This is a genomic window from Vibrio sp. A11, assembly GCF_013048705.1.
Classification (GTDB): Bacteria; Pseudomonadota; Gammaproteobacteria; order Enterobacterales; family Vibrionaceae; genus Vibrio; species Vibrio metschnikovii.
Genome location: NZ_VHSI01000003.1, coordinates 1 through 20,078, shown reverse-complemented (window position 1 = coordinate 20,078; position 20,078 = coordinate 1). Strand labels below are relative to the sequence as shown.

General features: G+C 42.4%; 13 protein-coding genes and 1 pseudogene. 7 read left to right on the top strand and 7 right to left on the bottom strand.

Annotated elements, in window-relative coordinates; genetic code table 11:
• Window position 1: 1 nt before the first annotated feature.
• The 3 genes from FKQ60_RS04450 to FKQ60_RS04440 all read right to left on the bottom strand — a co-directional run bounded on the left by FKQ60_RS04450 (window position 2) and on the right by FKQ60_RS04440 (window position 6,886).
• Window positions 2–1,654: a peptide ABC transporter substrate-binding protein gene (locus FKQ60_RS04450; protein WP_170906083.1), complete on the bottom strand. Its 1,653-nt coding sequence runs from the start codon at window positions 1,652–1,654 to the stop codon at window positions 2–4.
• Between the two features lie 168 nt (window positions 1,655–1,822).
• On the bottom strand, window positions 1,823–5,866 hold the full coding sequence (locus tag FKQ60_RS04445) for a zinc-dependent metalloprotease (protein ID WP_170906082.1): 4,044 nt from the start codon (window positions 5,864–5,866) through the stop codon (window positions 1,823–1,825).
• 165 nt (window positions 5,867–6,031) lie between these two features.
• Window positions 6,032–6,886, bottom strand: coding sequence for a hypothetical protein (locus tag FKQ60_RS04440; protein WP_170906081.1), 855 nt, complete (start codon window positions 6,884–6,886; stop codon window positions 6,032–6,034).
• 339 nt (window positions 6,887–7,225) lie between these two features.
• Between FKQ60_RS04440 and FKQ60_RS04435 the strand changes: the two genes are divergently transcribed.
• On the top strand, window positions 7,226–7,996 hold the full coding sequence (locus tag FKQ60_RS04435) for a helix-turn-helix transcriptional regulator (protein ID WP_170904359.1): 771 nt from the start codon (window positions 7,226–7,228) through the stop codon (window positions 7,994–7,996).
• 192 nt (window positions 7,997–8,188) lie between these two features.
• On the top strand, window positions 8,189–8,860 hold the full coding sequence (locus FKQ60_RS04430) for a MaoC family dehydratase (RefSeq protein WP_154170954.1): 672 nt from the start codon (window positions 8,189–8,191) through the stop codon (window positions 8,858–8,860).
• A 70-nt stretch (window positions 8,861–8,930) separates the two neighbouring features.
• Here the strand turns inward: FKQ60_RS04430 and rnb are convergent, their stop codons facing one another.
• Together rnb and FKQ60_RS04420 are read right to left on the bottom strand one after the other, a co-directional pair.
• Window positions 8,931–10,934, bottom strand: coding sequence for an exoribonuclease II (rnb, locus tag FKQ60_RS04425; protein WP_170906080.1), 2,004 nt, complete (start codon window positions 10,932–10,934; stop codon window positions 8,931–8,933).
• Window positions 10,935–11,215: 281 nt separating this feature from the next.
• Complete coding sequence (locus tag FKQ60_RS04420; RefSeq protein WP_170906079.1) at window positions 11,216–12,178, bottom strand: OmpA family protein; 963 nt, start codon at window positions 12,176–12,178, stop codon at window positions 11,216–11,218.
• A gap of 582 nt (window positions 12,179–12,760) precedes the next feature.
• On the opposite strand from FKQ60_RS04420, the gene FKQ60_RS04415 reads away from it, so the two are divergent.
• From FKQ60_RS04415 to rplT, 5 genes are all read left to right on the top strand, one after another.
• Window positions 12,761–14,662, top strand: coding sequence for a DEAD/DEAH box helicase (locus tag FKQ60_RS04415; RefSeq protein ID WP_004397151.1), 1,902 nt, complete (start codon window positions 12,761–12,763; stop codon window positions 14,660–14,662).
• A gap of 205 nt (window positions 14,663–14,867) precedes the next feature.
• Window positions 14,868–16,796, top strand: a complete 1,929-nt coding sequence (gene thrS, locus FKQ60_RS04410; protein WP_004397152.1) for a threonine--tRNA ligase — start codon at window positions 14,868–14,870, stop codon at window positions 16,794–16,796.
• Between the two features lie 3 nt (window positions 16,797–16,799).
• The gene (gene infC, locus FKQ60_RS04405) at window positions 16,800–17,351 is read left to right on the top strand and encodes a translation initiation factor IF-3 (protein WP_083797783.1); all 552 of its coding nucleotides are present in this window, start codon (window positions 16,800–16,802) and stop codon (window positions 17,349–17,351) included.
• 100 nt (window positions 17,352–17,451) lie between these two features.
• Window positions 17,452–17,646, top strand: a complete 195-nt coding sequence (gene rpmI, locus FKQ60_RS04400) for a 50S ribosomal protein L35 (protein WP_004397162.1) — start codon at window positions 17,452–17,454, stop codon at window positions 17,644–17,646.
• A gap of 41 nt (window positions 17,647–17,687) precedes the next feature.
• A complete protein-coding gene (rplT, locus tag FKQ60_RS04395) occupies window positions 17,688–18,041 on the top strand; it encodes a 50S ribosomal protein L20 (RefSeq protein WP_004397165.1) in 354 nt (117 codons plus the stop codon).
• 47 nt (window positions 18,042–18,088) lie between these two features.
• Here rplT and FKQ60_RS04390 read toward each other — a convergent pair whose 3' ends face one another.
• Both FKQ60_RS04390 and FKQ60_RS04380 read right to left on the bottom strand, forming a co-directional pair.
• The gene (locus FKQ60_RS04390) at window positions 18,089–19,051 is read right to left on the bottom strand and encodes an integron integrase (protein WP_170906078.1); all 963 of its coding nucleotides are present in this window, start codon (window positions 19,049–19,051) and stop codon (window positions 18,089–18,091) included.
• Window positions 19,052–19,978: 927 nt separating this feature from the next.
• Window positions 19,979–20,078 (bottom strand): annotated as a pseudogene (locus FKQ60_RS04380) (type II toxin-antitoxin system RelE/ParE family toxin); the annotation flags it as partial.

Below are 20,078 nucleotides of genomic sequence, written 5' to 3'. Positions count from 1 at the left end.
TTTATGCCCCATCTTTACGCCATTCTTCTACCCACAAGGTAGAGGGGTATTTATGACCCGTTGGGCGCACGCCTTTTAGCCACTTTGGCATCACATAACTATCAGAGCGGAAGTAAAGAGGTAACGCGGGTAAGTCTTCAGCGTAAAGTGACTGCATTTTGTGGAACAGTTGATGTCGAGCTTCATCATCGAGCTCCACTTCAATTTTTTCGAGTAACGCATCCATATCAGGGTTGCTATAACCGATGTAGTTTTGTCCAGCCCAACTATTTTGTGCCGATGGGATCTGCGCTGAATGAAGCGTAGTTAATGGCGGGCTTTCTGGTGCTGACGCCCAAGCAAACATCGCGAGTGCTTGATGTTTACGTTGATTAAGCGTTTCACCAAAAAAGACGCGAGCGGGTTGGTTATTAATTTGTACGCGTACGCCAATTTGTCGCCATTGTGATTGCAAAACTTGCTGGACCAATTCACGAGAGCGGTTACCGGCGGTAGTCATTAATTCTAACTGGAGTGGACGACCTTCTTTATCAACCATGACATTGTTACGCAGCGTGTAGCCCGCTTTTTCAAGCAATTGGCGAGCTTTGACCGGATCGTATTGGTATTGATGTACCCCATCAAAGAAAGTGACATCGAGTGGATGAACGTTACTGTGAGCAACGGGTTGACGTCCTTCAAATAGACGATTGACCAGCTCTTCTCGGTTCATGCCGTACATCAGCGCTTGACGTACTTCACGAATGGCGAGATGCGGATTATCCATTTGAGTATCAAGATGTTCGTAGAGTAGTCCTGGCGCGTATTCGACCGTAAAGCGATTCGCGTGACGCTTTTCAAATTGTAAGGCTTGTTCAATCGAAAAGCCCAGCTCACCCGGAACGTAGTCGACAGAACCTGATAACAAATGCGCCTCAAGCGCTGCCGTGTTTTCGACGACTTTAAAGATCAGGCGATTAAAATCCGGCGCTTGACCTTTCCAATGCGAGTTACGCTCTAAGGTGATAAAGCTACCTTGTGAAATTTGCGTGATGCGAAAAGGGCCATTGTATAAACCAGGATGCGTGGGCTGGGTAACGTACAGCGTTCGACGATCATACGTTGTAGGATCTTCGCGATAGATCGCTTCTTCTAGGTGAGCAGGGAGCACAGACGGAACATAATCACGGTACTTAAAGTGCGCTTTATTAAGATAGACCTCGAAGGTCTTGTCATCCAAAGCCACCACTTTCTCCATGATTCGGTTGCTTTCTAAACCGGGAATGCCTTTGACATTTGGATCGGTCAGAACGGCATGAGACAGGAGCACATCTTTGGTGGTGATGGGGGTACCATCTCCCCAATATAAATCGTCTTTGAGCTCAACGGTAAGTTTGATACCGAGTGTACCATCTTCTCTGGTGTATTTTTCCGCACGTCCATTATCCAAAGCAGGGGTTTCTGTACATAACATACAGAAACTTTGCCAATCATGGTTGTAAGCGACCATGTCACGAAAGGCGGTCCCCATAATCAGCGAATTGGCTGTCATTGAATCAATCACAGGATGTAAGTTACTTGGGAATTGAGTAATGCCCAACGAAAGATCATTGGCGATGGTTGCCGCACTAAGCAAACTGCTGCTTAAAGCGACCGCTAAGAGTGTTTTTTTCATCATCACGGCTCCATGTGTAATTATCAATGGGTAATGTTGCATATTTGTTTCTTTCATTCAATAAAAGGCATTGATGCCAAGAGAATGATTGAATCTGTGTCTAGATTTAATGCCTCTCGGCTCAAAAAATGAGCGAAGAGGCTTAAATATTAGCGTGCTAGTTTATCCTTATCGCCATCCAGCGACAGGTAAGGAGTCTAACACTCTAAGGTTTTGGCCTAAGAGCTGATCGAGATCACCTTTGATATATGCATTTAATAGGTAAAAGTCAGTGGTCCAAAACCATTTTTCATCAGCTTTTGCTGTTTGATGACCAGCGTATACCTGCTGAAGAGCAGGAAGAAATTGCTCGACAAAAGGTGAGTTATAGAAAGTTCGACTGCGTTGGAAAATAGTAAATAACTCCATTAGGTCGAATGTATTATCGTTAGTCATATTTTGGTACTGGTCATAAAATCCATCTTTATCTGCATTACCAATGCCTTGTAACACCTCAGTTTCAGTTGCTGTTAGCAATGATCTCAAGAACATGCCTGCAACTGTTTCATCTTCAGCTTGTTCAGCTTGATAAAAGATTTCAATTAATGCTGGATTGAGCGCTGCTATTGGGCTGTGGAACATTGGATCTATACTGGTCAAGATCCCTTGCCAAGCGGCTTCAATTTTTTCAACTTGGTTAAGGATAATGTCATTATCGATTCGATCTAAGACTAATTTCAGCTCGTAACCCTCACTATTAACCATTTTTTTCGCAAATCGTTGAGCAATGGTATTCGATTTGGTGGCAACGTAGGTTTTACCATCAATATCAAAGTCAATACCTTCATTACTCATGCGTAAATGTGGCAATTGTTTAGTCCAACTATCGGCTTGAGCAGTGGCTCGAGAACGCAGCACCCAATCATTGGTGTGCATATTCCCTGCCGCGATAGATAGCATAGCTTCCGCTAAATTCTGACGGCGGAATATTGAAATATTAAGGCTACGAGCTAGGCCTGGAGTCATAAAAGGTAAAGACTCAATCAGTTCTGTTTTATGTAAGTTGACCGTCACACTACTATTGGCAGGTAAGTTAAACGCCTGACCTTGGGCATCAATTAAGCGCACAGGCTCTAGTAGTTGCTCTTTAGCAACAAGGTTGAGCATGATTTCGTCAAATTGAGCTTTTACACCAGGTAAATCAAGTAAGTTAGCAAAACTCACTTCATTTGTATTACGCAGACTATAGCGGCGAGCTAACATTTGGCTGGCAATTAATTTATCTGGCCAAATCCCTAAAACAGAGACGGCGTTTGACCATGGTGCATCTGGATCAAAACTATTGATTGAGTTAATGAAACGCCCATTTTCCGTTTCAGCAATCGGAGAAAAACCAGACGCATAGCTGCTAATGACTTGTTTACCAACAGAATCAAAACATGACGCATTAGTAATGTCGTAATTCACTGGGATTAGATGCGACGCTGCATTGAGCATGACTCCGAAAGATTCAACGCGAGAAGTACCAGCAGTATTTCTGATAACACACTGATGTTCAGGCGTTCTTAGAACATCTAAGAAGAATTGAGCTGCCAATTGTGCGGCTTGTGAACGATCACAGAACCAAGCATCTTTATTATCTTCAATTGCACAATAACTGGCGATAAAATCAGTAGGTTTCGCTCCTGCTGGAGCAAAACGCTGCAAGCGATAATCAATACTTTCTAAATCTTCTAGCATTTCCCGAATTTGGTTCATCTCTCTAGCGCGATTCATGATGTAACGTGGATAATCGCTATTAAATAAGCTGGTCACACCATTGACACCTGCATTACGAGTATCATAACCATCAAGATAACGTTGCCAAGAATATTGAACGATTTCAGTTAAGTTGGTGCCTTCATCAAAGCGGTTACAATCGCTGTTTAATGCGACATTTCCATCGGTACAGAACTGATAAGGGAAAGCGGTCACATCTTGTATGTTGTTTGCTTTGGTTAGCTCGTTAATATAATGCAGCGCTCCATATCGCACGTATTCAAACTTTTCGTGATGTTCTCCATATTGGCTCGCTTGATAATGTTGCTTATCAAATTTAGATAAATCACAGGTGTAGAGTGTGTTACTGGCACTTAAAGTACAGTCAATCAGGCTTGATGCTTGCTCGGTGTTATCATTTAAAAACAGGGCTTGAGCAATTTCTGGAGCTTTAACATCCACCTTACGTCCATAGGCAAACTTAAACGCCGCTAGATCATACTTACCCCAAGTCGGCAATTGGTCCAACATACTGGGCGCATAATCCATGATTGAACTGTAGGCTGGGATATTGTTTAAGCCTAATTCAAAAGCTTCTTCAGCAGTATAGAAATTATCACTGTCGTTAGAGCCCTTAAAGTTATGTCTTAAACCTAAGTTATGACCGATTTCGTGCACCAGTGTCGTTGCATAGGTGGTGACGGTAATGGCATCAGCGGCTTGCTGTTGAAGATCTTTTGGTAACTCAGACCAACGTTTTAATTGACGAACTTGTTTACCATCTTCGTTTGCGATCGTATGGTAAAAGCCTTCATCTGCTAGTGGTAAGTTATCCAGTAAAGTTTTAGAAGTAGCAGAAACCCAACTCGCCTCAACAGGGTAGATATTATTTTCCGACCAGGAAGCTAAGCGACTCTCTTCTGCTTGAATAAGCTCATCGAACGTTAAATCTTCATCCAGTATATTAAATGGCGATTCAGGGAGAGTTTGTTTCTGTTTATATTGAGTGGTATGTAAATCGCTATCATGTGGGTTAATGTAAACGCCATTAACATCGACGCGTTGACGTGAAGCATCAAGTTGTAGTGCGGTTTGTTGCGCTAAACGTGTTTCAAGCTCTTGTGAAATAGCGAGTTGACTATTTTGAGTTGCTTGCTCTATGGTTTTACGATCAGTTAAGCTTTTTTCTAGTTGGCCACGATTATAAAAACGTACCAAATTGTTCCAATACATAGGCACACCAGCGCGCGCTACACCTGAGTATTGGTTAACATGAGCTTTGACGATTTCTCCTGTTAAAGGATGGCTGACCGATGGTCCGTAACCTAACAGGCCATTGGCTAAAGGTTCATCAATAAGGTTAATCACGTTATAGCGTAAGTCACCTGGATGGATATTCATCGGTTTGCTACGGTTGACTATGGTGATGTCAGGTTTGCCTGAATCTGGCTCAATGAGTTGCAAGGTTTTATTCATTAAGTCAATGGTTTCTAGGGTTGAATCTAAAAACAGTTTGTTTTTTGGATCAAAGAAACTATCACTTAAGTAATATTCGATCGGAGCATTAGGATTAAAACGGTTAAGATACGTGACTGTACGGTCATAACGGTTAGTAATTGGGTTTAGTACCTTCGATGATGTAGTAAAAAAGCCGATATCATTTTCATCTTTTACAGCATAAGGTATTGGCTGATAATCAGCAGCAGCCAATTGGCTTTCATGGACTAATGAGTAATGAAAACGAGACTTAAACGCGCCATCTTCAATAGCATCCCGTAAGCCAGCTCGGGTACTCCAGTTAATGAAAGAGCCGATTTTACTTTTGTCGATTTGGAAAGTACGCTCAATTTCAAAGTTAAGCACCCCGTCAGCTGGGTCAAATTGCCAAGAGATCAGCTCTGCATTGCCAACTTCAGAAATACCATCGCGGATGCCATAAAAGTCTTCCCAATTTAACTCAGCAACTAATAAACCTTCTGGTTTAGGCGTGAAGTGGGTATTGGCTCGAAAAGGGAGATCTGCATCGGTATTTTTTTCTTCTTTATTGGTACAGTCACCATAACGATCTTCATTACAGCGGTAGGCGGCAAAATCTCCTGGAATGGTTAAAATATGGGAGAAGTTGGTGAGTGTATCCATACCAACCGAATTTTGAGGTTGATTAATGCAAAAACCATTTTGATCTTTTGGCAAATTGCTGTTTGGATAATTTCTATCAAAATTTCGTACTTCAAGGCCTCGCTCGCTAAAACATAGCTCAGCATAACGCGGCATACCTTGTAAAAAAGGAAACTGATTAATCGCAAAGCGCGGAGCGGCACCAGTGGTTGGAACGTAAAACCAGCGACCTTCTGTTTTAAGATCTTTTACCGCGATTTCTTTGATATCACGGGGAAGCGTGTCATAAGATTGTTTATCTGCGCCACATCCCGCCAAAATGACGGTAATCGACGATGCTAACAAGAGTCTTCTCATCGTATTGCTACCTATGTTTGTTGTGTTTATTTACTCGTACACATCGACCGATTCATCAAGCACAGACAATGAGTCATTATTGAACGGATAATAATGACCCATGATGGGTTATGCCGATGAAAGCAATGAATGTGTGATGGTTTGTTATAAATCGAGTGGTGTTTGTTAATAGTTCAAACTGATACTGGCGGAGTAAATCACTCTATCTGCATCAAAAAGATCGATGTTCCCCAAGGTACCCTGTGCGGCATCGTAATAAACACCGGAGTTTGAGGCTCCGACATTAAACGCCACATGTTGGTTTACGCGGTAACTGAGATTGACATCGCCTGCATAATCGAATGAATTACGTCGTGTACCAGCGTAGCTAATGGTATTGCCTCCCAGCACTGAACTGCTGAGAGTAAAATCGCGCCACTGGTAACTGCCAAGAAAGTGAAAACCGTAAATCCATTCGGTTAGCGAACGCTCGCCCATGGTTTCATAGCGGTGGAAATTTTTGCGTAAGCGAGGTGTAAATTGCCAATCTATATTGACCGCTTGCCATTGGATAGGGGTTGATAACCTTAAGGCGGTCGTCAGTTTGTCTTTACGTGAAAACTCTGATGTTGGCAGGGTGAATTGAGCTTGCCAGCCAATACGTCCCGTTTCACCAAAAGTAAATTGAGACTGTCGATGTAAAGCGAGAGCCGTGTCAGTAAAAAAATCACCGCGCTCTTGCTGTAATGGACGATAAGCGCCAGTTGAAAGTGAAACTGAATAATGAGGAGCAAAGGTATGGCTGAGTGTACTGTTCCACCATAGCTTACGTTCTGAACGGTAATCATTTTTGTTGTAAATATTTGAATCATAACCAAAAGTTAAACTGGCTGCATAGCTGGGTACAAAATCAGCGCTTTGCTCAGATTCCGATTCTGACTCTTGTGGGTAAACAAAAGGTTGTGTGTTGGCAACGGCTTGATGACTGATCATCAGCAATGACGATAGCATCACTATCAGTGGTGAAGAGTAGATTTGCATGTATTAACTTCCATGTTGCAATGTGTGTTGTGTGGCAGTTCATCATGTGTATTTCACCAGTCGTTACTCATCAATGTGAGTTAAACCATTCCTTAGTGATACCGATTCATGTGACTGTTATATTTGTTTAACATGCTTGTAACTCAACTGACTTAATTCAAGCAATCTATTTTTGGGAGTGATTTGTGGGGTGTTATTTATTGATACCGTAAAGTTTCATCTATTGAGCTATTGAACCGCAGAATATAAATAAGCTATTGTGCTTAACTGCCGACAGGTCGGATCAGCCGATAAAAATAAGCAGGTGCCAATGTCGCACCACATAAGCAAGGATGTTGTATGAGTTTCTGCGCCAATTTATTACTGCAAGCATTACGCCAAAAATTAAAAGAGAAAAATGTCACTTATAGCGAGTTGTCGGAGAGAATTAATGTTCCGGTATCAACACTGAAACGCCATTTTCATAGTCAATCAATCAGTCTCGATAAACTGCTTGAATACGCTTCAATACTGGATACTAACCTTGAAGAGTTGGTTCGCTTAGCGGGTGAAATTCATACTGATACTTTGGATTTAAGTGGCGAAAAGCGAGATGAGCTTTTCTTTGAATATCCGTTTCTTTATGACTTCTTTAACGAAATTCGAGTAAAGGGCAAACCCGTTGAACATGTCAAACAGGAAAACCAGCTTTCCGATCAAAGTGTCTATGTTTATTTGCGGGCATTAGAGATAATGGGGCTGATTGAGATTAAGCCGCACAACTCGGGGATCAATTATCTGACGCCTCCTTACTACTCATTTCATGAAGGTTCAAAACTGGATCAACTGTTTACGAGCAAGTTAAAGCAGGATGTTTTCACTAACTGCCATATTCCTCAGCTTGGCTTATGTCGAGTAACGTTGACGAATGAGCAAACGAAACAGTTAGCGGATCTGTTGTATGAGAAGATACAACAGTTTCATTTTCAAAATAACAAACTGAAAAACAGAGAAGCACTGCGGAAAAACCTTTTATTTGCGGTCACTGAAGGAAACGGTTTTTGGTTATCGGAAGGGATAAAAGAGATAGAGCCTACATTTTTGAAAACATTATCTACGCGAATAGGTTAATGGGGATCAAGATGAAGTATTTACTCTAGGTTGAGGTTGCTAATAAAATAATGTTTTATTGATAAGTGTTTGTTTATTAATAATAAACAGGCTATAGCATACAGGTGTGCGCTCGAAAGTGTTTGCGGATTAGTGTGAAGTGTCTCAAAATTAACGAATTAGCAGTGTTTCTTTGTTAGGAATGAGGTTCTGATGAAAGTGAGCGATCTTTTAAAGCATCGTGCTGAAAATTTAGTCAAGACTACGGAATTTAAGCAATGGATGTCGCCAGTGGTACGTGAGTACTGGGATGGTTTTTTAGATAGAGCGAACAGTCGTCAGCTTTTTTCGTGGGTGAAAGAGTTTCATCAGCCAGCGAATGAAGATACTCAGTTGCCCGCTGAAATCGTTTTAAAACCAGAAGCACAGGCGCTTTATCATGAATTGACGGATAAGTTAGGTGAAGTTATCCACACTGGGCAGTGGTTAGCCGTCGATCAACAGCGCATTAATCAATTTGCTGACGTTACCGAGGATCAGCAGTGGATTCATACCGATCCAGAGCGAGCCGCTGTAGAGTCTCCATTTAAAACCACTATTGCCCATGGTTTTTTAACCTTATCTCTGTTACCAAAACTGACCGATAGCGTTGATGCCAATCAACCGCTTTTTCCGACCGCGAAAATGGTTGTCAATATTGGTTTGAATTCAGTGCGATTCCCTTATCCAGTCAAAGCAGGGAATCGTCTTCGCGCTGTCAGTACTTTACTCAAAGTGACGCCAGTGAAAAAAGGTTTAGAGATTGAACGCGAAATCAAAGTAGAAATAGAAGGCGTACGTCGCCCAGCATGCGTGGTGGTTTCGGTCATTCAACTGCACTTTTAATTCTACCTGTATGACAGTGATAAAAAGGGGAAGCCGATGCTTCCCCTTAGTTTTTATACCGATTTGTTTTTTAGACTGATTCGGCGCCGGTGTCATCGGTCAGCGTTGCTAGCTCAGCAAAGGTTTGGGTTGGTTTCGCAACAATACTCCGATTGTCTTGATTAACCTCGGTTAAGACGACTTCTAATGTATCAGCGAGTCGATAGGTAGGCTGATCATCAATCGCTAAGACGCCTTGCTCACTATGGCAGACGATTCGCTCTTTATTGTCGACAATGAGTGTGGCCGGAATGAAAGCACTTGCGCCATTTTCGAGTAAGCGAACTCGCATACCCGCTCGGTTAATATCAAAAATTTCAGCAGTAAAGCGGGTCTGTTTGCTCGGCTCTTCGGCAAGAGTGCGTGTATAGAGCCAGTCGGCAACATTTCTCTCGGCTATTTTATGATGCTTACGGTGAATGGCTAGCTCTTCACCCAATTGCTCATCAGGCCATTGTTCGGGATCTTTACCGAGAATATGGGCTTTTAACAGACGATGGTTCACCATATCACCATACTTACGGATCGGTGATGTCCATGTCGCATAGATATCCAGCCCCATTGCGAAATGAGGCAAAGGCTGATTGCCAATTTCACTGTAGCTTTGCCATTTACGTAGGCGATTATCCAGATAAGCGGTCGGTTGGCTGGCCAACCAGCGTCGTAAGGCAGAAAATCCTTCTAGACTGGTCAGTGAAGCTTCATCAAACTCAGCGCCGTGTTCTTTGATAAGCGCAATAACATCGGTAATTTTATCGTTTTTAAACCCGGCATGAGTGTTAAATACGCCCGTTGAAAAAGACGATTGTAGTATTTTACCTGCGCAAATATTGGCGGTGATCATCGCTTCTTCAACGAGGCGATTCGCGCTACGACGCTTATCGGCGTGAATAGCAATAACATCATTATCTTCGCTGAGTTCAAAGCGATAATCTGGCCTTTCTGGGAATACCACCGCATGAGTTTCACGCCATTGGGCACGAGCTTGAGAAAAGGCATACAGATCCCGGACAACTTGCGCAATTTCAGAACTTGGTTGCCATTGAGATTCACCGGTTTCTAACCAGTCTGATACTTCATTATAGATAAGACGTGCTTGTGATCGGATATAAGCTGCAAAAAAACGAATACTCTCACTATTAATCACGCCGTCTTTATCGACCGTTAAGGTACAGCACAGAGCTGGGCGAGTTTCATTTTCGATCAGTGAGCAAAGATTATCCGCTAATTCCCGCGGTAACATAGGAATATTGCGCCCAGGAAGATAGATAGTAAATCCACGCTCGCGTGCGACGTTATCCATACTGTCATTAGCGGTTATATACGCAGTGGGATCGGCTATCGCTATCGTGACATCAAATCCGCCATCTTGGCGCTGAATCGCGTATAACGCATCGTCCATGTCTTTGGTTGATTTGCCATCGATAGTTACAAACGGTACATGGGTTAAATCGATACGCTGCAAAGCAGAATCATCGTTCAGTGACCAATGCTCCAAACCGGGAGGTTCACAGTTGGGTAAATCATTTTCTGCTAAGGTAACCCACCATGGGGCAATTTTATCCTCAGCATCGGTAATTTTTTGAGTGATTTCAACCAAAAAACCAGTATCGCCTTTGAGTGGATGACCGATTAACTTCGCGACGACCCAATCACCTTCCTGCATTTCTTGTGGATTAATGCCTTTTTGAGTTTTGGCTCGCAGGGGGAGTTTCTTCAGTTGCGGATGATCAGGGACAACGTTTATTTTACCTTTATGAATTTTTATACGGCCAATAAAACGCGTTAATGACGGCTCTAACAATTCTTGTGGTTCAGCAACTTCACGCTCATTTTCGGTGCGAATGATTGCCATGACTTTATCACCGTGTAGGCATTTTTTCATATAAGGTGGTGGGATAAAGACACTGTTTTTGCTATCTATTTCAAGAAAGCCAAAGCCTTTTTCGGTCGATTTAATCTGACCTTCTTTTTTGGGTAGGTTTTCTTGAATTTGTTGTTTGAGTTGAGCAAGAAGTGGATTGTCTTGAAACATGTTTAATTGTAACCCTTTAATTCTTAAAGTGCGATTGGGTTCCCTGTCACTGCCTAAAAGCGATTCTGTGAATGTTAAATAGGTGGTTTATTCGTGGGGAAGTTTTGTCAATCTGCCATGGTCTACATGGTACTTGGCAATAAGATAAAAGTATAGCGTGCTCTTTTGCTTGAGTTGGGTAGCTTACAGTTTAGAAAAGTGACGAATTAAGAGTTGGACGATATTCAACCATAGGATGGGGTAGTGCGGATAATGCCCTCTCCGAGGAGAGGGCATGAGGTCTATTTAAGAATGATCTGTACTGAACGTTCGGTATCAGCACTGCCTTGAGTTAAAGGACGAGAATCTGCGACCGCTGATACGTTAATTCTTTTTGCATCAATACCTTGAGATTGAAGGTATTGAGAAACCACTTGAGCACGTTGCGCTGAAATCTTGTTATTGATCGCATCAGAACCAGTGCTATCTGTACGACCGACTAGATGGGCAACCAACGCTGGGTTAGTTCGCATCACATCGACGACTTCATTGAGATAGAAGTAAGAGAGATCTTCAAGCGTAGATTTACCTAAAGCAAAAGGCAGTAGGAAATCAGTACGAGCCGCTTTAGCAACTTCAACCTGAACAGGAACTTCAATGACACGTTCTTGAATCACTTCAATTTGCTCAGTTACGACTTTTGGTGTTGCTGGTTGACCAAATTTATACGCCATCCCCCAGTAAATCTGGTGTAGGTGTGGATTCCGGCCTTCTTTAACCTGTACGCGATCATAGTAGTCGTAACCCACTTTTGTTGAAATCGCGTTAGTCAATTGATACTCAAGGCCAATGCCTGCTGAACCAGTAAACGTGTCTGTTTTTATATTGGATGAGCTGATATCAGAATAGATATAGGATGCGCCTAATTTACCAAATACAGAGAGGTTATCCATAAGCTCATATTGACCTTTGACCCCCAAAGATCCGATATGTAGCTTATCAACACCTAAACGATGAATATAATCATAACCGGTGTAAACCCCCCAGTATTGGTTGACATCGTATCCTAATTCAAGTTTGGGGCTAACGGCTTTATCTCTGTGACCAGTGATGGATTTTCCATCTGCAGTTGTCACGCCAGACGCAGCACCGATCCACCAGCCTGATTGATCGATCGCAGAATCAGAATGTGTTTCGGCATTAACGCTCACGGCTGTCATTGTGAGTGCAGCGATGATGGAAAGAGAGACCAGATTTTTTTTCATTACTTATCCTTAAAAATAATAACGACTTATTCTTATTTCTTTATTTATCAGCGAATATGTTAAAAAACGCTGTTCAATAATAGGTTGCCACTGCTTTATGCGGAATTAGACCAACCATTTCGCTAAGTCCTGCCCATTATTCGGTAAGCATGAATGATTGGATATCAGTTAAAGAAACAGTGGGTGTAGGAAAAATCCGTTTTGTTTTTGAGCTTATATATTGATGATTATCTTGTTGGTTTAAAGAATCAGTGCAGATGGCAAGCTAGATTGATGAGATAAAGCCCCTTGTCATTTTGACAAGAAGTAGGAGGTGGTGAGTAAAGTTTCTTCAAAGGGTGCGTTAAGTTCATACAAATTGTGTTTTTTGTCGTCTTTAAGAAAAAATATGTGATGAAATTCAATTTTTTCTGGCTTTTTTTATGCTTTTAGTGAATAATCCGCCTCCCTTAGATGTCCCTAGTGGCTTGATGCTTTTTGAGACTCATCCGCATCTGAACGGAATCAGCTCTTCTTTTAGGATTGGTTGGAAATGGTATAGCACGTGGGACCTTAGTTATTTATTCTTTTAGTGGGATCCACATGCAAGAAACCGTTATTCAATTTAGTGATTTAGCACTAAACAGCACACTCCTTTCTGCCCTAAACGAAATGGGCTTTGTTACTCCAACCCCAATTCAATCTGCCGCGATACCTCTTTTATTAGCAGGTCGTGATGCATTAGGTAAAGCGCAAACCGGTACCGGTAAAACGGCCGCATTCTCTTTACCGCTTCTGAATAAGCTAGACCTCACTCAGTACAAGCCACAAGCAATTGTTATGGCACCAACTCGTGAGTTAGCGATTCAAGTTGCCGCGGAAATTAAAACCCTCGGTAAAAATATCAAGGGATTAAAAGTATTAGAGATTTACGGTGGCGCCTCCATCGTCGATCAAATGCGCGCTTTAAAATCTGGCGCTCATATCATTGTTGGTACGCCTGGTCGTGTTAAAGACTTGATCACTCGTGAACGTCTACATTTGGACGAGTGTCACACCTTTGTTTTAGATGAAGCTGATGAAATGCTGAAAATGGGCTTCGTCGATGACGTCACATGGATCATGGAGCAATCGCCAGAAACAGCGCAGCGCGTATTATTTTCTGCGACTATGCCGCCGATTGTTAAAGACATTGTTGACCGCTTTTTGCGTGATCCTGCACGTGTTGACGTGGCCGGTTCAAACCAAACTGTGGCAAAAGTTGAGCAGCAATATTGGGTTGTTAAAGGTGTAGAGAAAGACGAAGCCATGGCTCGTCTACTTGAAACTGAAGAAACTGACGCTTCTATCGTGTTTGTTCGCACCCGTCAAGATACCGAGCGTCTAGCCGATTGGTTAATTGCGCGTGGCTTTAAAGCCGCAGCTTTGCACGGTGATATTCCTCAATCGTTGCGTGAGCGTACCGTTGATCATATCAAACAAGGTGTGATTGATATTTTAGTCGCAACGGATGTTGTGGCTCGTGGCCTTGATGTGCCACGTATTAACCACGTATTCAACTATGATATTCCATTCGATGTTGAATCTTACATCCACCGTATTGGCCGTACTGGTCGTGCTGGACGTAAGGGTAAAGCGATTTTGCTGGTTCGCACCAACCAAATTCGTATGCTACGCACCATTGAACGAGTAACTCGTACTTCAATGGAAGAGATCCAGCTACCTCATCGTGATAAAGTGGCTGAATCGCGCTTAACTCAGCTAGGTCTTGAGTTAGAAGCAGACAAAGATCATGCAGCACTAGAAAAGTTTGCTGAATTGGTTGAGAAATTGCAAGCTTCATTAGAGGTTGATGCAACGACGCTAGCGGCTATTTTACTTAAACGTCAACAGGGTAAACGTCCACTGTTTTATACTGGTGAAGACCCAATGTTGGCTGCGATTGAGCGTGATAAGTCTCGTCGTCGTGATCGCCGTGAGTCGGGTGATGGCCGTACAGACAGCCGTGATGGTCGTCGTGAATTTGGTAGCCGTGATAACGTGCGTAATGTTGATTGGGATACTTATCAATTACAAGTTGGCCGTGATCAAGGTGTACAAGTTAAAGATATCGTTGGCGCATTAGCTAATGAACTTGGTCTAACCAAAGGTTCTATCGGTGCGATTAAATTAGCCCAAGGCCATACGTTTGTTCAGTTACCAAAAAGCATGTCTAGCGATGTGACGGGTAAATTGCGTAAGCTACGCATTCGCCAGAAAGAGGTGGGTGCAGTCGTGTGTGATTTTGATGACTTCCGTGAGTCACGTGGTCGTCGTCCAGAAGGTAACCGTGATGGTGGTGGTTACCGTGGCGCTCGTGATGGTGCACCACGTCCAGCACGCAGTGATTCTCGTCCTCCTCGTGAAGGTGAGCGCCGTTTTGACCGCAACCGCGGCGCGGATGGCCGTAGCAGCTATCGCGGTGATCGCCCAAGTACTTCAAGCCGTCGCCCTAGCGAAGCTTAATTACTACTGATATTAAGCCCGTGGTGGAATGCTACGGGCTTATTTATTTGGTTTCGCATTCATCCTTTACATTAAGGATGTGACCTAGGTACAATCGTCCAACGTTGATGATCCGGTATTCGTGTTACCGAGTGACCATCGATGTTTACTTTTAACGTACTGAACACGTGTTGCTTGGTGTGCAACACCACTGTAAGGATTATTCATGCCTATTATTACTCTTCCTGACGGCAGTCAGCGTCAATTTGATCACCCTGTCTCTACCATGGACGTCGCTCAATCTATCGGTCCTGGTCTTGCTAAAGCAACCATTGCAGGCCGTATCGATGGCCGACGTGTTGATGCTTGCGATCTGATTGAACATGATGCAAGCCTTGAAATTATTACGGTTAAAGATGAGGCTGATGGATTAGAAATCGTTCGTCACTCTTGCGCGCATTTATTAGGGCATGCTCTTAAGCAGCTTTATCCGCAAGCAAAAATGGCTATCGGTCCAACCATCGATAGTGGTTTTTACTACGATATCGATCTTGATCATTCGCTCTCACAAGAAGATCTTGAGCGCATCGAACAGCGAATGAAAGATTTGGTTAAAACCAAATACGCGGTTGTTAAGCATAAAGTCAGTTGGCAGGAAGCTCGGGATACTTTTGAATCTCGTGGTGAACCTTATAAGATCGAAATCTTAGACGAAAATGTTGCTCGTGATGATCGCCCTGGTCTTTATCATCACGAAGAATATATCGATATGTGTCGTGGTCCACACGTACCTCATATGGGTTTTTGTCAGCATTTTAAACTGCTCAGTGTTGCTGGCGCGTATTGGCGTGGTAACAGTGACAATAAGATGTTACAACGCGTTTATGGCACGGCTTTTCATGATAAGAAAGCACTACAAGCTCATTTAACTCGTTTAGAAGAAGCGGCCAAGCGTGACCATCGTAAAATTGGTAAACAGCTTGATCTTTTTCATATGCAGCAAGAAGCGCCGGGGATGGTTTTCTGGCATCATAATGGCTGGTCTATCTTCCGTGATTTAGAAGTTTTCATTCGTCATAAATTAACGGAATATGATTACCAAGAAGTGAAAGGTCCATTGATGATGGATCGCGTTCTATGGGAACGTTCTGGTCACTGGGATAAATACGCGGACGCGATGTTCACCACATCATCCGAAAATCGTGAATATGCGATTAAACCGATGAACTGCCCAGGTCACGTACAAATCTTTAATCAAGGCTTGAAATCATATCGTGATTTACCCTTGCGCATGGCTGAATTTGGATCGTGTCATCGTAACGAACCTTCAGGTTCATTACATGGTATTATGCGTGTGCGTGGTTTCACTCAAGATGATGCGCATATTTTCTGTACTGAAGATCAAATTCAACAAGAAGTAACATCGTGCATTAAAATGGTGTACGACACGTATAACACCTTTGGTTTTGAAAATATTGCGGTTAAACTATCTACCCGTCCTGAAAAACGAGTAGGCAGTGACGAGATTTGGGATAAGTCTGAAGAGGCCCTGAAACACTCGCTTGACGCAATGGGTATTGCCTATGAGATTCAAGAAGGTGAAGGTGCTTTTTATGGTCCTAAAATTGAATTCACTTTGTATGATTGCTTGGATAGAGCATGGCAATGTGGCACAGTTCAATTGGACTTCAATCTTCCATCACGTTTAGGCGCGACCTACGTTGGTGAAAGTAATGAGCGCTTAGTCCCGGTTATGATTCACCGTGCGATTTTAGGTTCTCTTGAGCGCTTTATCGGTATTCTTATCGAAGAATATGCGGGTTTCTTCCCAACGTGGTTAGCTCCTGAACAAGCCGTGGTAGTCAATATCACCGATAAACAGGCTGATTACGCTCAAGAAGTCGTACAAAAGCTACAAAAATGTGGCATTCGTGCGAAAGCGGACTTGAGAAATGAGAAGATAGGCTTTAAAATCCGCGAACATACTTTAAAACGTGTACCGTATATGCTCGTTTGTGGCGACCAAGAAATGGAAGCTGGTGAAATTGCAGTACGTACTCGAAAGGGCAAGGACTTAGGTAAATTTAAATTGGATGATTTCATAACTCACATCCAAGCCGAAGTTTCTAGCCGTCAGCTCAATCTGGAGGAATAAACTATTAAAGGCGGAAGACGTGGCCAACAGCCGGCCAAACCAAACCAGCACCGTTTAAACGGTGAAATTCGTGGCGTTCGTGAAGTTCGTTTAACTGGCGCAGATGGTGAATCCGTTGGTGTTGTATCAATCAGCGAAGCACTAGAAGCGGCCGTAGAAGCTGGTATGGATCTTGTAGAGATCAGCCCTAACGCCGAGCCACCTGTTTGTCGTGTGATGGACTATGGCAAATTCCTCTTTGAAAAGAGTAAAGCTGCTAAAGAGCAGAAGAAGAAGCAAAAACAGGTCCAGATTAAGGAAATAAAATTCCGTCCTGGAACTGATATCGGAGACTATCAGGTAAAACTACGCAACCTGACTAGCTTCCTTGAAGAAGGCAACAAAGTGAAAGTAACTATTCGCTTCCGTGGCCGTGAGATGGCGCACCAAGAAATCGGTGTTGATGTTTTGAATCGTTTGAAAGAAGATACGGCTGATATCGCGGTAGTAGAATCTTTCCCGAGCAGAATTGAAGCACGTCAGATGATCATGATGCTTGCCCCTAAAAAGAAGTAATTAACGGCATTGCAAGTAATAAAACCTAGTGATTAAAAGCTGGGTTTTATTCGCCCTAATTACATTGTTATTAAACTACTACAATGCGGAGTTATTCATCATGCCTAAGATGAAAACCAACAAAGGTGCTGCTAAGCGTTTTAAGAAAACAGCTGGTGGTATTAAGTACAAGCACGCTACTAAACGTCACATCCTGACTAAGCGTACTACTAAGAACAAGCGTCAACTACGCCCTAACTCAATCCTTCCGAAATGTGAAGTGGCTGGTGTTATGCGCATGTTGCCATACGCTTAATTCTTTTTAGTTTATTTATCGTTTAGTTTAGGAGAGACATAATGCCTCGCGTAAAACGTGGTGTACAAGCTCGTGCACGTCATAAGAAAGTTCTAAAACAAGCTAAAGGTTACTATGGTGCACGTTCACGTGTTTACCGCGTAGCTTTCCAAGCCGTTACTAAAGCAGGCCAATACGCTTACCGTGACCGTCGCACTAAAAAGCGCCAGTTCCGTCAGCTATGGATCGCACGTATTAACGCTGCATCTCGTCAAAATGGTCTATCTTACAGCCGTTTCATCAATGGTCTTAAGAAAGCATCTATCGAGATCGATCGTAAGATCCTCGCAGATATCGCAGTATTCGACAAAGCAGCATTTTCTGTTCTTGTTGAGAAAGCGAAAGCTGCTCTGTAATAGAGTTTTAACTGTTTAATCGAAAGGAGGGCTTAGGCTCTCCTTTTTTATAAGCGAGATAAAGGGCTCAATACCCCGTTTGCTCCTCTATCCAATACATGAGTATAAATTTGTGTCGTTGAGACGTCAGCATGACCAAGCTGCTCTTGTACCGTTCGAATATCAGCTCCTGATTCGAGAAGATGGGTCGCAAATGAGTGTCTTAGCGTATGGCAAGATACTGATTTTTTAATTTCAGCTTCTTTTACTGCTCTTTTTACGGTTCGTTGTAATGAGGTTTCATTAATATGATGCCGACGTAATAAGTTGCTTTCCTGATCAACCGATAATGCGTTAGATGGAAATAAGTAATGCCAATGAAATTCGAATGGTGCTGTCGGATATTTGCTATTTAATGCGTTAGGCAACCATACGCCACCATAACCTTTCGTTCCCATATCTTTATCGTAGTATCGTTTTGCTAGTGATATTTGTTCCTTGATTAAAGGGTGTAACTCTTTGGCCAGTGTTACTGTTCGATTTTTCCCTCCTTTTCCCTGCCATATCCTCAAAGCTCCATAATCAAAATCGATATCTTGTACACGTAAGCGAACGCATTCCATCAATCTTAGTCCTGAACCATAAAGTAGTTTGATGTGAAGCTGATATTTTGGATCAACATGATTAAAGAAACGTTTTATTTCTTCTCGCGTCATGACGATCGGTAGCTTTCTTTCCAATTGAGATTTTTGGAATTTCATTTCCAGTGTCAATGGCTCTTTGATGATCTCCCTATACAAAAAACTCAGTGCATTCAAAGCCAATGATTGTGTTTTGGTTGCTACTTTTTTTTCAACAGCTAAGTAGGTTAAAAACTGTTCGACATCACGAGAGCCTAATAGATTAGGGTGAGTTTTATTATGAAAGACCACATATTGCGTTATCCAATGTATATAAGATTCTATAGTTTTGTTAGCATAATACCTGACTTGCATATATTCCTTGACGCTAAGCAGAAATTGAGATTTCATACATAAATCCTTTGCTGTTTTTATATACAGTGATGTGGGTTTTATAGGCTGTCAATAACTAAGTGGCATTTTGCCGTTTATTTAGATCTGCTTCTCATTGCGATGGTGTATAACATGATGAATCAGATGATTATTATGTTACGATTGTTCGACCTTTGCTCTAAAAAGGCGGCGGTAGCGTGGAAGAAAAGACGGCATGTTTCAGTGTAATAAGCGTTATGCTTTATTGAGCCTCAGCAAAATCAATATATAAATTTTAATGGGAAAACTCAGTCTGATTTGGAAGTTTTCCTATTCTAATTTATTGATATTATGAGTTTATTGTTCTTTTTGGTGGTTATTGAAAGTTGAACGATGCTTTTGTTTTTTTGTCGGGTTTTGCTCTGATAAATTGTGCTCGCAAAAGGTTCGATTTTTGCTGAAAGGTCTCTTTCTTTGGTGTTGCTTGCTCATTGATTCCACCGGCTATTTCGCTTCAGCATGTTTGGGATCTCATGAATATCTTACTTGTTGACAGTGTTTGGTTAGCGCAAGTTTATCGGTGGTTATGCGCTTTTTTCCGACTCTGCTCTGATAAATTGTGTACGCAAAAGGTTCGATTGTTGCTGAACGGTCTTTTCCTTTGATGTTGTTTGCTCCTTGATTCCGCAGGCTAATTCGCTTCAACTTGTTTGGGATCTTATCTGCACCAATGATTGCTGAAAGTAGGCAAGTTTATCATTTTGAGTCAAAGTGGCTTTAACCAATGAACATTGTAAAAGTTCAATGTAATCAATAGGTAATAAAGCATAACAAACGCTTCAAGAGGGACTTCCAACGCGTGGCATTTTTATTATGCGTTGATTTTTGTGGTTACGGTGTTATGCGGAAACTTGGTAGTAGCGTTGTCAGCCCCTTAAGCGGGCGTTAGTTGCCCACCGACTACAATCAATCGGTAGGGAATTTCTGCTTCTGGTGTAGAACTCGCATTATGCGAATAATTGAACCTTCTACCCAGTACGAAACGATCATTGAGATTTCGGGAATA